This window comes from Caballeronia sp. dw_19 (assembly GCF_018449515.1).
Lineage (GTDB): Bacteria > Pseudomonadota > Gammaproteobacteria > Burkholderiales > Burkholderiaceae > Caballeronia.
In genome coordinates this window covers 1-13,501 of sequence record NZ_JAAVUQ010000004.1, presented here as the reverse complement: position 1 = coordinate 13,501, position 13,501 = coordinate 1, and the positions used below count along the sequence as shown (strand labels likewise).

Genomic DNA, 13,501 nt, shown 5'->3' with positions numbered 1-13,501 from the left:
GAGCGGAATAACGTAAATAATAATTGGAGACGTCTTTGAAAAAGCGATTTTTGATCGGCTGCAGCGTCGCCGTGTTTAGCGCGCCCGTATGGGCGCAGTCTTCGGCCACGCTCTATGGGAGCGTCGACGTCGGGGTGGACTATGTATCGAACTCTCGCGGCACCCACCTGTTCCAGGAGTCGGCGGGCAAGCGCACGCCGGATCGTTTCGGGTTTCGTGTCGTCGAAGATCTGGGCGGCGGCAATTCGGTGATTGCGCGGTTGGAGTCGGGCTTCCTGACCAACACGGGCGCGCAGATCAACCCCACCAGTTTCTTCAACCGGATCGCGCTGGTGGGCCTCACGAACAACAGCTTTGGGACGGTAAGTGCAGGCAACATTCCCGACTACATCTATGAGTACATTGGTGCGATCAACAACTCGGTTCCCGGCATTTCATCGTTCTACACCGTGGGGAACCTGGATGGCCTCGCGAACACGCACGCGCTGGTCAACTCGGTGAAATACGATACCCCGAACTTCTATGGCTTCCAGGCCGGTGCGATGAACAGCTTCGGCGGCCAGGCGGGCAACTTCAGCTCGGGGCGGCAGTACAGCATCGGTGCGAAATACGCGCAAGGGAGCCTGAAGTTCGGCGCGGCCTACACCATGTCGCACAACCGTACCGCGGACGTGTTCGGTACCTTCGGCCTTACGTCGCTACTGGGACAGCAGTTGCAGCAGGGAACCCTGTTCAACGCGGCACGCTATAGCACGATCGCTGTGGCGGGCTCCTACGTGATCGGCCCGTTCACGCCGCATCTGACGTTCACCGACGTCAAGCTACAGAATGCGAAGGGAAGTGCCTCGGAGCGCAACTATCAGGCGGGCGTGAACATCGACCTGACCGGCGAACGGATTTACGTGCTGGGCCTGTCTTATAACCGCTCGCTCTTTGAGGACCTGACGTTCAACCAGTACAACCTATTCCTCACCTACTACCTGTCGAAGAGTACGCAGGTGTACGCGGGTGCGGGGTTGCAGCGTGCCTCGGGACCGAACGCTCAAGCGGAACAGTTTGGCTACCAGCCCTCCAGCACTGGCAGCCAGACCGTGGCGCGCATCGGTATCAATCACTTGTTCTGAGAGCGCCCAGGCCGGATGTGGCGTCCGGCTCGACGGGATAGGCGGTTTCGTTCGCGGCTTTGTTCACTGTTTTCGATTGCATGATCACAAATTTTTGATTCTGTCGTAACGCAAGGCGCTTTATATTCACCTCGGCCCGATGGTCGAGCCCCGGAGAAGAAAAACGAGTGAATGCCGGGGCAGCCGAGGCGCATCTGACAACGAGGTCCATGGAAGACATGCAAGCAGATCGAACTTTCAATATCGCGGATTTGGTGGAAGAACAGAAGATCGGCCGTTTTGCCGTCGGTCTTTTGTTCTGGTGCTTTCTTGTCATGCTGATGGACGGCTACGACCAGACCGCCGTTTCATTCGCGGCGCCCGCGCTCATCAAGGAATGGCATGTCAGCCGCGGCGGATTCGGGCCCGTGTTCGGCGCCGGCCTGTTCGGTACGCTCATCGGTTCGTTCTTGTTTGGGTACCTCGGCGATCGTCTCGGACGCAAGAAGGCCATCGTGACCGGCACCCTGTTTTTCGGGGTGCTGACGGTGGCGTCGGTATGGAGTACTTCGCTCGACCAGTTAATGCTGCTGCGTTTTCTCGCGGGACTCGGGATGGGCGGCGTCATCCCGAACTCGGTGGCGCTGGTGGCGGAATATGCGCCCAAGCGGTTGCGCGCGACGTGGGTCACGCTGATGTTCTCGGGGTTCTCGATCGGCGCTGGATCGGGGGGGCTGGTGTCGTCGGCGTTGATCGGGCGCTTCGGCTGGCCGGTCATGTTCGTGGTCGGTGGCGTCGGCTCTCTGCTTGTCGGCACGTTGTTGATGTTCGTGCTGCCGGAGTCCGCAAAACTGCTGGTGGTCAAGAGGCGCAGCCCGGAGATCGTGGCGCGGCTCGTTGTCCGTCTGCGACCGGAGCTGACCATCCCGGCCGACGCGCGTTTTGTCGCCGATGAAGTGGCGCAAACCAAAAAGCGCTTCGTATTGAAGCTGATTTTCTCCGACGGCTTGCGCGCCATCACGCCGTTGCTGTGGATTGTATTCATCGCCAATTCGATGGCGCTCTATTTTCTCCAGAACTGGCTGCCGATCCTGATGGAAGGCGTCGGTGTCGGTGCCCAGCATGCCAGCTTGATTACCGCGATGTTTTCGGTTGGCGGCGTGCTCGGCGGCCTGATTCTTTGCCGCTATGTCGATCGTCACGGCGTGTTGGCGGTGATCGCGCTGCCCGCCATCGGCTGCCCGATTGTCGCGTTGCTGGGCACGGGAATGTCCGAGACGTGGCTCACTATCGCCGTGTTTTTCACGGGCTTTTGCGTGGTCGGCGCGCAGTACGGGCTCTATGCGGTGGCCGGGATGATCTATCCCACGTCGTTTCGTTCGGCGGGTGTCGGCAGCGCGATTTCGATCGGGAAGATCGGCTCGGTGTCGGGGCCGGTTATCGGCGGAATGCTGCTCTCCATGCATTTGCCTATATCGGACCTGTTCTATGCGGCGACGGTTCCATTCGTCATCGTCGCGGGTTTTTCGGCCGTGCTGGCGATCCTGTATCGCGCCCGTTTCGGCGCCGATCACGCAGCGGGCGTCGTGTCGTCCGAGCCGGTCGAGCACTCAGTCAAGCCGTCGTGAGCGCCTGCCGGTAACGGCTTTTGTTAATTGACCGAGAAGGGAAGTTGATGGGCCGTACTCTCTATGACAAGATCTTCGAGGCCCACACGATCCGTACCCAAGCGGACGGCATGTGCCTGCTGTACATCGACCGGCATCTGATCAACGAGGTGACGAGCCCGCAGGCGTTCGAGTCGTTGCGCCTTGAACGGCGCATGGTGTGGCGGCCGCGCGCGAACTTTGCGGTCGCCGATCACAACGTGCCGACAATCGGCCGCAAGGAAGGTATCACCGACGAAATCTCGCGGATCCAGGTCGATGCCTTGCGCGCGAACTGCGCGGCGAGTGAGATCGTGCATCTCGGCATGGATGACGAACAGCAGGGCATCGTCCATGTCGTCGGTCCCGAATTAGGCATCACCTTGCCCGGTATGACGATCGTGTGTGGCGATTCGCATACCAGCACTCATGGAGCGCTCGGTGCACTCGCCTTCGGAATAGGGACCTCGGAGATCGAGCACGTCCTCAGTACGCAAGCGCTGCTGGTCCGGCGCAGCAAGAATCTGCGGGTGACAATCGATGGCCGTTTACCGGCAGGCTGCAGCGCGAAAGATCTCGCGCTGGCGGTGATCGGCCGTATCGGCACGGCTGGCGCGACAGGCCATGCGATCGAGTATGCCGGCGCGGTGGTGCGAGATCTGTCGATGGAAGGGCGCATGACACTCTGCAATATGTCGATAGAAGCGGGCGCCGTGGCCGGGCTGATCGCCGTTGATGCGACCACTCTGCAGTACTGCCGGGAACGTCTCTACGCGCCGCAAGGTAGTGACTGGGATCGCGCGGCGTTCGAATGGACGGCGTTGCAGTCGGACCCGGATGCTCGATTCGATGCCGAAGTCACGATGAATGTGTCTGGGCTGTCGCCCCAGGTTACGTGGGGCACGTCGCCGGACATGGTTGCGGATATCACCGGTGCGGTCCCCGATCCTGCTCTTGTCGACGAGCCGGGCCGGCGCGCGTCCTGTATGCGAGCGCTCGACTACATGGGGCTGACGGCAGGCACTCCTATCGAAAGCATTGCGCTTGACAAGGTGTTTATCGGCTCATGCACGAATGGACGGATAGAGGACCTGAGGGCTGCGGCGAGCGTGTTGCGCGCGATGGGCGGTCGTGTTGCTTCCACCATCAGACTGGCGCTCGCGGTCCCGGGTTCAGGCGCGGTCAAGCGTCAGGCGGAAGCCGAGGGATTGCACGCCGTCTTCATGGCGGCCGGCTTCGAGTGGCGCGACCCCGGTTGTTCGATGTGTCTCGCGATGAACGCCGACCGGCTTGAGCCGGGCGAACGGGTTGCGTCGACGTCGAACCGTAACTTCGAAGGTCGCCAGGGTGCGGGCGGGCGCTCGCACCTCGTCAGCCCCGCGATGGCAGCCGCCGCCGCGCTACGCGGGCATTTCACCGATATCCGTACGCTTGCCGTGAATGGGACGCTGCAATGATCGAACCTTTTTCTCACCACACCGGGGTGGTGGTGCCGCTGGATCGCGATAACGTCGACACCGACGCGATCATGCCCAAGCAATACATGAAGTCCATCGCACGGTTGGGATTCGGTCCGTATCTCTTCGACGAATGGCGTCATGAGGATGTCGGCTATTACGGCAAACCAGCGAGCGAGCGTGTCGTCACGGCTGGTTTTGTCATGAATCAACCGCGTTACGCCGGCGCGTCGGTCCTGCTGACACGACGCAACTTTGGTTGTGGCAGTTCACGCGAGCATGCGCCGTGGGCGTTGTTTCAATACGGCTTTCGCGTGCTGATAGCCGAAAGTTTTGCCGATATTTTCTATAACAACTGCTGCAAGAACAAGATGCTGCCCGTTGTGTTGAATGCTAAGGACATAGAAATGTTACTGGCACAAGTCGACGCGGTTCCGGGTTACGCACTGAAGGTCGACCTGCCGGCTCAGACGGTGACCACGCCAATTGGTACCAACCTGCATTTCGATATTGCGGCCTCGGTCAAGACGCGGCTTCTGGAAGGCGTCGACGACGTGGACGCCACTTTGTTGCTGGCGTCGGAAATCAAGGCGTTCGAGGACCGGCGACTAAACGAGAGGCCCTGGTTGTGACGCTTTAAAGTGACTCTGGTCATAACGTTGCTCAGGTGGTGCGCCGACACGCGCTCCATGTTCTAGTCGCCGGATTTTGATGTGCCGCTCGTTGACGCGCCGTAAGCCGCGGACTCGGTTTGGCTTTGCGTGGCCAGTTTCTGTTGAGCCCGCTGCAAGCTTTCCGGGTAATCAAGCTGGTCGTTCGCGGCTGGATCGAATCCTGCCTGCTTGAACTGGATAAACTCGGCCTTCACGTCAGCGCGCGTGGGCGTGCCGTTGTCTTGAGCTATGGCGAAAGCGGGGAATACTAATGCGATGGCAAGTGCTACTGATGAAAAAAATAACTTGGTCATTTTATGTTCCTGCGAGCGGTGGTAGTAGTAGCAACATCGTTTTCGATGCAGCATTCTATTAGTATAACTACCAATTGCCTTTTTTTAAAATTAAATAATTGCAGGAAATTACATTTTGACCAGCGCCGTGCGACGACGCTTGACTGGCTTTAGATGCCATCGCCTTGATCCGTGAGCCTTGCTCCGGATTCGGCCAGTACGACTCCCGTGTGTTCTCCTAGCGCCGGAATCCGAAGGTCGGGTTGGCCGGGTTCGCGCAAGAAGCGGATGGGCGTATTAAGGTGCAGATCGCCGTTTTTGTCGGCGAGCAGCATGCCCCGTTCATGCACATGCGGATGCCGCAGGGCCTGGGCGTAATCGACAACAGGCGCAACGCCAATGGATCGTGCTTCCAGCCATTCCATCCACGCCGCCAGAGGTTTGCGTCTGAACGTTTCTGCCAACACCTTTCGCAGCGGATCTTGTGCCGTTCCCGGCTCGCCCAGCGCTACGCTCATCAGCTCGGGGTGCTCGAGCGCACCAAGCAGGGCCTTGGCAAAACGCGGCTCGCCGGCGCCAAGACAGAGCCATTCACCGTCAGCGGTCTCATAGGGCTCGAGCATCGCATGGCCAAGTCCGGGCGTGGACTCATGTCGTCCTGCCACGAGTGCACCGAATAGGGCGCCTGGACGCGCGCTTAGAGCGACATCGTGCATGGACACGTCCAGATAGTCACCGAGACCCGTTGTCCGTGCTGAAAGCAATGCCATCAGAATGCCGGCGAGTGCACTGTGGGCGCTGCACCAGGACGCCACGGAGACTGGCGGGATGACCGGCTTATGGTTGTCATCGCGGGGCAAGATACCCGCCAGCGCCTGCACGGCGGGATCGTGGCCTGCCATGTCGCGCAATGGACCGTCCTGACCAAATGCGGTGACCGAGCAATACACAAGCCGCGGATTGATCTGTCGCGCGATGGCTTGGCCGATGCCAAGCCGCTCGGCTACACCGGGGCTGAATGATTCGATCAAGACGTCCGCGTCACGAATCAATTGCTGTGCCAACTCCCGGCCGTGCACTTGCTTCAAGTCGAGCACGACGCTGCGCTTGCCGCGGTTCAACACTGAAAAAGAGTCACCAGTGTTTTGCGTCGTGCGGCTGCGGCGGCCGCCGCGCGTGGGGTCACCCTCCGGCGCTTCGATCTTCGTCACCTCCGCGCCGTGGTCCGCCATGATCGCGGAAATCAACGGGCCGGCCATAAACCGGGAAAAGTCCAGTACGCGGATGCCTGATAGTTTCAAACCGAACCCTGTCGTGAAAATATGGAAAAGCGCACCATCGGTCCGCGTTGTGTTGTGCGGACCGAGGGTGCACCGGCTGCAAGCGATGCTCAGCGGCCCGTGAACTTGGGCGGACGCTTGTCGAGGAAAGAACGGATGCCTTCGGTGGAGTCACTCGATCCGACCAGCGACGACTGCGCGAGGCGCTCGAACAGCCGTCCTGTTTCGGTATCGACGTTCTGGCAGGTATTGGTCACATGCTTGGCGATGCCCACCGCGAGCGGCGCGCCGCGCATCAGCAGCCGCGCGAATTCGAATGTCTTTGCTTCGAGCTCTTCGTGCTCGACTACGGAGCGCACGAAACCCATGCCGCGGATTTCATCCGCGTCGACGGTGCGGCCGGTCATCACCAGGTCCTTGACGTTTTCAATTCCAATCATCTGGATCATGCGCGAGCACGCGCCAGACGCCGGAATCACGCCGATAAAAATTTCCGGCAGCAGGAAAGTCGCGCGATTGGACGCGAACCGGAAATCGCACGATGCCGCAAGTTCAATCCCCCCGCCCGCGCAAACACCATTGATGGCCGCGATGACCGGCTTCTCGATCGCTTCGAGATCGTCGAGCATGTCGTGGTTGGCGCGCACATAAGCGCGATAGTGCGGCAGCGGCATGCCACGTTCGCCTTGCAGTTCCTTGACGTCGCGGCCAGCGCTGAAGCCGCGGCCCGAGCCGGTAATCACGATGACCCGCACGCTCTCGTCGTAGTTCAGCCGCCACATCGCGGCGCGGATTTCTCCGATCATCGCGGAGTTGAAGGCGTTGAGTTTATCCGGGCGGTTCAGCGCGAGTTTCGCGACGCCTTCCACCGGCATTGTCACTTCGATGGTTTTGAATTCATCGTTTTCCACCAGATATCCGCGCGGCCCTGCGGCCCGGTTCAATGTCCAATCCATGTGTGTCTCCTTCAGGGTAGTTTAAGAAAAACTGCTTCGTTTATCGGACTGCTGCAAACTGATCGCGGAGTTCGCGCTTGAGAATCTTGCCGACGCTGTTCATCGGAAAGGTGGTGACGAAATGGACGGCTTTCGGGGACTTGTAGCCGGCAAGCTGCTTGCGAGCGAATCCGATTAATTCGCTCTCCGATATATCCTGTCCTTCGTGCAGAACGACTACGGCAGTCACGGTTTCGCCCCATTCGTCACTGGGCAAGCCGATCACGGCGACGGCCTTGACGCACGGATGCTCCGACAACACCGCTTCGACTTCCGCTGACGAAACGTTCATGCCGCCCGTCACGACCATGTCCTTGGCGCGGTCTACCGCGAAGAGAAAGCCGTCGTCGTCGAGATAACCAATGTCACCGGTGTAGACCCATTCGCCCCGCAGCGTTTTCGCGGTGTCTTCCGGGCGGTTCAGATAACCGGAAAAATTGCTGGGTGAACGCACGGTGATCTCGCCGGGTTCATTGCGCGGCAGCGGCGTGCCGTCCTGCAGGTTTCGAATACAGATTTCCGCATACTTCGCGGGGCGGCCGACCGACGCCAGCAACCGCGCCGGGTTCTCCAGCAGCAGTGCCTCACGATGATGTTCCGGCATCAGGTAGGACACGAGACCTCCCATCTCGCCACCGCCGAAGCCCTGGTAAAAGCCGCAAGGGAAGATGTCGAGCGCGCGCCGGATAGTGCCCGGCGGCATTTTCGAGCCGGTATAACCGAACAGTTGCAACGAGTCGATGTTGTAGGTGCCTTTTCTGAGTTCATCGCCGAGCCGGCTCATCATGGTCGGCACGCCGCAGGTATGGGTTACACCGTGCGTCTCGATCTTTTGGAGCGCATCCCGCGGGTCGAAATCGCGCGTCAGCACGTTGGCGACGCCGTGATAAGCCGCAGCGATTGCCATCCAGATGCCGGCGCCCGAAAAGAGCGGCAGCATCTGCAGGAACGGGCCTGTGCTCGAGACGGGAATTTGCGAGAAAAAATTGTCTATGCTGGAGAGGATCTGGCGATGCGTGCCGAGACATCCTTTGGGCGCGGCGGTCGTGCCGCTGGTATAGCGGATCGTGCGGATTTCGTCGGGATCAATATTGACGGTGACCGTATTCTCGTCGCCGCGTTCCTCAATACCCTGGTAACTCAGCCATCCTGGCGACACGGCCGCCTCGCCGCGGACAATCACGGTAACGCCGGGGCGCGTCAGAATATCCCGTAACCTGTCGACGAATTCCGCATCGACAATAATGGCGTTCGGCTTGGAATCGTCGAGCAGGACCTCGATCTCACCCGTCGTCAATCCGTAGTTGACCGGCACAGCCAGCATGCCCGCCTTGGCGATGGAAAATATCATCTGAACCGCTGCCGCGCCGTTGCGGATAACCGTCGCGATCCGGTCGTTCTTGGCAAGTTTGATGGCCGCCAGCCCGTTGGCCGTGCGGTTAGTGCTTCGATCGAACTCGCTCCAGGTAAGCGCGCGGTCATCTTCAATGAGCGCTACCGCGTCGGGTGAGATCTTCGCGTTGCGAACGACAAGATCCCCGACTCGCAGATTAATCATCTTACGTCTCCTTCTCAGTATTGGCATGTAATTCGGCAAGGCAGATCGTCATGTTATATCCGGTCGTATATAACGAGAATCAAATTATTCGCGTTAGTCCATAGCGATCACCGAATAGTTGTACTGCATTGGGCAGCCAGGACGGGGCCGGTCCTGGCCGCCTGACGTACCCACTTATCAGCTTGTTCGATGGTTTGATAAAAAAATGGTGATTCAGTGTGCGGATTGCATCGGCTACACTCGAACCGCATTCTTGCAGGCGGCCCGCGCCCCGCCGGGGCAGGCGTGACTAAATAAAATATTCAGTAAAATATTCAGGAGACGAAATGCCGTTAATCCACGCGCGTCCGCTTTGGGCGGTGAGTTCATGTTGAACGTTTCCCAACTCGTACAGGAACAGAAAGTCGGGCGTTTTGTGATTGCGCTACTGGCGTGGTGCTTTCTGATCGTACTGCTGGACGGATACGACCAGATCGCGATTGCGTTTGCAGCACCCGCTATTGCCCAGGCGTGGCATGTCAAGGCAAGCAGCTTCGCGCAGGTATTCGGCGCGGGACTGTTCGGCGTGCTGATCGGCTCGTTGTTGTTGGGATTCGTTGGCGACCGGTCGGGCCGCAAGCGGGCCATTATCTACGGTTCCTTATGCTTTGGAATACTAACCATGGCATGTGCGTGGGCTCAATCGATCGATCAGCTTATCGTATTGCGGTTTCTCGCCGGTATCGGGATGGGTGGCGTCGTGCCGAACGCGGTCGCGCTGGTGGCCGAATACGCACCGAAGCAGCGTCGTGCCACCTGGGTGACATTGATGTTCTCGGGATTTTCAGTCGGAGCGGGAGGAGGGGGCGCCGTCTCATCGTGGCTGTTGCCTCATTTCGGGTGGAGCGTCATTTTTTTGTTCGGCGGCGCGGCCGCGGTACTGGTCGCGCTGGCGTCGATCTTCGCGCTGCCCGAGTCGATTCGGTTTCTGGTGCTCAACCAGCGAGACCCGGCGCTGATCAAGCGGCTCGTGCGCCGCATGGACCCGAATCTCGACGTGTCGAAGGTCACAACCTTCGTCCTGGACGATGAACCTGTGGCGCGTGCCGGACCGCGCGCTCTGTTCGGCGGACCGCTGCGTTATGTGACGCCGCTGCTGTGGGTGGTTTTCATCCTTAACTCGCTGGCGTTGCATTTTCTGCAGAACTGGCTGCCGCTGATTTTCGGTATTGCGGGGATTGCACCTCGACAGGCGGCAATCGTCGCGATGATGTTTCCGGTGGGCGGGACCATTGGCGCGCTCGTCCTCAGCCGTTTTGTCGACCGTCACGGCATGGCGGCTATCGTGGCGCTGGCCGCGCTAGGTTGCCCGATCGCTGCATCGCTCGGGCACTCCATGCCGCAACCGTTGTTGATGGCTGCCGTGTTCATGAGCGGCGTGTGTGTGATCGGCACTCAATTCGGTCTGTATGCGCTCTCGGGCATCATCTATCCGACTTCGCTGCGTTCGGCCGGGGTAGGAACGGCGATAGGCATTGGCAAGCTGGGCTCCGTCGCGGGCTCAATGCTCGGTGGCGTGCTGCTCGCGATGCATCTGCCCATCGACCGGCTGTTCATCAACGTGTCGATCGTGTTCGTGTTCATCGCGGGATTTTCAGTGATACTTGGCTGGTCGCACCGGGTCAGCAAGGACTTGGCCGCCGCAGCCATACATCCTTCCATATGATGACGCGCAACCAGGGCGGCCGGCGCCCTGAGGCCCAGCGGGTGTCCTGATCGACTCGGCGGCATGGAAGCGCGCGTGGCGTTTTTTTGCGAGGCCGCGATAGCGCACCTTGCTGAACCGCCACAGCCGCTTGAGCACCGCAAAGACGTGCTCGACCCGGGCACGTAGCTTCGGTTTGTCGTGGTTCTTCGTGCGGTTCTTCGTGCGTTTGGCGTCATGGACTTCACCACGGCGTTTGCGCACACGCCAGTGAGTGAAATCCTTCGCTTTCGAGACCTTGCCGGGCGCACCGATGATGGTGGCAGCCCCAATGATGCTATGCCGGGTGATGCTGACCGGCAGGCCTCCCCAAACCCGCGAATGCCGTGGCGCCCGGCTCTCATTGGTATTGCCTGTTAAATCAGGAACAAACCTATGCGATTTGGCGGCGGGGACCATTTTGCACAGTCGTCCGAACCCAATACGAATGCAGCCATTAATTTGATAGACAATCTGCTTAATAAATAATTAAATATGGCTTACTGACATTTGCGTCAGTTTCGAGCCATTAATGGCTGGCCGATATCTGCTGATAAAAAGAGCAAAAAAAAGCGCGACTAAAAAGTCGCGCTATCAAGAGTACATGCCTGCTCTCGGAAAGCAGCGAATTGATTTTAGCCTCCCAATATCGATTCGCAGTCGCCATTTTCAACAATCAGTTATTTCTGTTTCATCAAGAATTGATTTTGTAATTATTTTGTAGTGTTTTTAACGCAACGGTTATTGTCGCAGATGTACAACATATAAAGATTGACTCTCACTCGAAAGTCCGATTTCCGGAAAAGCAGCCTTGCTGGCAAAGGATTTGACGCATTTAGTCCACTATTTATAATATAGAAATTGATTATTGCGCCGTTCTGAAACTTAATGGGACAACAGCATCTTTTACACTGTGCTCGCTTCTCACACGTGTATCTGGTTGTTGATACCTGAATCATTCGCAAGTGTCTCTCGCGGCACGGCGGACTGAAAGGATCCTTAAAGCTTGGGCCGAGAGGCCCGAATTGCTCGGAGTTACTGAAATGAAAAAGACCCTCATGGTCGCGGCCCTGACAGGCATATTCGCAACCGCCGCTCACGCCCAAAGCAGCGTAACGCTATATGGCTTGCTCGACGCGGGGCTGACATACACGAATAACCAGGGCGGCGCGCACAATTTCAAGGAATCGAGCGGCTCCATCAACGGCAGCCGGTGGGGCTTGCGTGGTTCTGAAGACCTCGGTGGTGGCCTGAAGGCAATCTTCACGTTGGAAGACGGCTTCAACATCGCGAACGGTACGCTGGGTCAAAACAGCCGCATGTTCGGCCGCCAGGCGTACGTCGGTTTGTCGAGTAACCAATACGGCACGGTCACGTTGGGCCGTCAGTATGACTCCGTGGTTGACTATCTCGGCCCGTTGGCTCTGACCGGCACGCAGTACGGTGGTACGCAGTTCGCCCACCCGTTCGATAACGATAACCTCGACAACTCGTTCCGTATCGACAACTCGATCAAGTACCAAAGCATGAACTACGCAGGCTTCAAGTTCAGCGGCTTGTACGGCTTTTCGAACGACGCAGGCGGCTTCTCGAACAATCGTGCCTACAGCTTTGGCGCATCGTATAACTATGGCCCGTTGAACGTTGCCGCCGGTTACATGCAGATCAACAACAGCTTGACGGGCAACGTGCTGTCCAACCCGACGAATGGTGCTTTGGGCGGCGATTCGGCCTTCATAGCAGGGCTGCAACGCACGTTCGGCGCTGGCTTGAACTACGCGTTTGGTCCCGCGACGGTTGGCTTCGTATTCACGCAAACGAAGCTGCAAGATGCGTCCTCGATCACCTCGCAACAGACCGGCGGCAGCGCCAACACCCAGATCGGCAACTATGCACGCTTCAACAACTATGAGTTGAACGCCCGTTACAACCTGACGCCGACGTTGGTTCTGGCTGGTGAAGATACGTGGACGGACGCGGTCATCGATGGTCAGAAGCCGTCGTTCAATTCGCTCGGCCTGGGGACGTACTACTATTTGTCCAAGCGTACGGACGTCTACCTGCAAGGCGAATATGTCCACGCGATCGATCTGGGCGGCGTAGCGGGTATCGGCGCACCGATCAACGGTGTCGGCATGTCATCGACTCCGAATCAGCTCTCGGCAACGATCGGCATTCAACACCGCTTCTAAGAGCAGTGCTTCCAGGCGGCGGCTCGAGCTTTAAAAAAGCCGTACTGTTGTAGAAGGCGCCGCCTGGCGGCTCATGCTGTTCGTTGGGGCTACGTGAACGTCGCGTAGAGGGTTGTCCAGGCACATACCTGCTGTGGGTGGCCTGGATTTCGTTGTGCGTGACTACACGGGAAAAGCAAGAGCATCTACAGGTCCACGACCTGCCATGCATTGATCGACCTGCTGTGCGATCCGATACGTTCGAGGCGTCCCCGAACGAGACCTCCCGAATCGTGGTGACACGTGCTGCTGCATCAATGGTGTGGCCGAGAAGCAGTCCAGACGCATCACTAAGGTACTGGGCGGAAATCCGCTGCCCGTGGCGACTTGCCAGCGCGACAAGAGCCTGAAATAACCCCATCAGATTGCGTACTCATGCTGCGCAACATGGCCAGACACCCTGGTTGACGATGTCCAATTCTTTGGCGTTATCACCGCCACCGCCGTCACGACCAGTTCGGTCCGCTCTCAACCTACGAAGTTCTCCGTATTCCGCGATGCCCCTTCATTGGCAGAAGAGTGGGACCGTGGTCTTAATCCATTTCTTTCATTATGCTGTCAT

Annotated in this window: 10 protein-coding genes and 1 pseudogene; 6 read left to right on the top strand and 5 right to left on the bottom strand. The window is 58.6% G+C overall.

Annotated elements, in window-relative coordinates; genetic code table 11:
- Positions 1-35 precede the first annotated feature (35 nt).
- The 4 genes from HB376_RS06805 (at position 36) to leuD (ending at position 4,838) form a co-directional block, all read left to right on the top strand.
- A complete protein-coding gene (locus HB376_RS06805) occupies positions 36-1,124 on the top strand; it encodes a porin (protein ID WP_213762670.1) in 1,089 nt (362 codons plus the stop codon).
- Positions 1,125-1,342: 218 nt separating this feature from the next.
- Entirely contained in the window at positions 1,343-2,731 is a 1,389-nt protein-coding gene (locus HB376_RS06800; RefSeq protein WP_213762669.1) for an MFS transporter, read from the top strand.
- Between the two features lie 47 nt (positions 2,732-2,778).
- Positions 2,779-4,206, top strand: coding sequence for a 3-isopropylmalate dehydratase large subunit (gene leuC / locus HB376_RS06795; protein WP_213762668.1), 1,428 nt, complete (start codon positions 2,779-2,781; stop codon positions 4,204-4,206).
- Positions 4,206-4,838: a 3-isopropylmalate dehydratase small subunit gene (gene leuD, locus HB376_RS06790; RefSeq protein WP_213763022.1), complete on the top strand. Its 633-nt coding sequence runs from the start codon at positions 4,206-4,208 to the stop codon at positions 4,836-4,838. The genes leuC and leuD overlap by 1 nt, the downstream gene beginning before the upstream one ends.
- A 62-nt stretch (positions 4,839-4,900) precedes the next feature.
- Here leuD and HB376_RS06785 read toward each other — a convergent pair whose 3' ends face one another.
- The 4 genes from HB376_RS06785 to HB376_RS06770 all read right to left on the bottom strand — a co-directional run bounded on the left by HB376_RS06785 (position 4,901) and on the right by HB376_RS06770 (position 8,985).
- The gene (locus HB376_RS06785; RefSeq protein WP_213762667.1) at positions 4,901-5,173 is read right to left on the bottom strand and encodes a DUF4148 domain-containing protein; all 273 of its coding nucleotides are present in this window, start codon (positions 5,171-5,173) and stop codon (positions 4,901-4,903) included.
- Positions 5,174-5,322: 149 nt separating this feature from the next.
- Positions 5,323-6,453, bottom strand: a complete 1,131-nt coding sequence (locus HB376_RS06780) for a CoA transferase (RefSeq protein ID WP_213762666.1) — start codon at positions 6,451-6,453, stop codon at positions 5,323-5,325.
- Between the two features lie 89 nt (positions 6,454-6,542).
- Entirely contained in the window at positions 6,543-7,388 is an 846-nt protein-coding gene (locus tag HB376_RS06775; protein ID WP_213762665.1) for an enoyl-CoA hydratase/isomerase family protein, read from the bottom strand.
- A 40-nt stretch (positions 7,389-7,428) separates the two neighbouring features.
- Complete coding sequence (locus HB376_RS06770) at positions 7,429-8,985, bottom strand: AMP-binding protein (protein ID WP_213762664.1); 1,557 nt, start codon at positions 8,983-8,985, stop codon at positions 7,429-7,431.
- 367 nt (positions 8,986-9,352) lie between these two features.
- On the opposite strand from HB376_RS06770, the gene HB376_RS06765 reads away from it, so the two are divergent.
- Positions 9,353-10,690: an MFS transporter gene (locus tag HB376_RS06765; protein WP_213762663.1), complete on the top strand. Its 1,338-nt coding sequence runs from the start codon at positions 9,353-9,355 to the stop codon at positions 10,688-10,690.
- 84 nt (positions 10,691-10,774) lie between these two features.
- Here HB376_RS06765 and HB376_RS40805 read toward each other — a convergent pair.
- Positions 10,775-10,990 (bottom strand): annotated as a pseudogene (locus tag HB376_RS40805) (transposase); the annotation flags it as partial.
- A gap of 761 nt (positions 10,991-11,751) precedes the next feature.
- Here HB376_RS40805 and HB376_RS06755 point away from each other — a divergent pair.
- Complete coding sequence (locus tag HB376_RS06755; protein WP_213762661.1) at positions 11,752-12,900, top strand: porin; 1,149 nt, start codon at positions 11,752-11,754, stop codon at positions 12,898-12,900.
- Positions 12,901-13,501 lie beyond the last annotated feature (601 nt).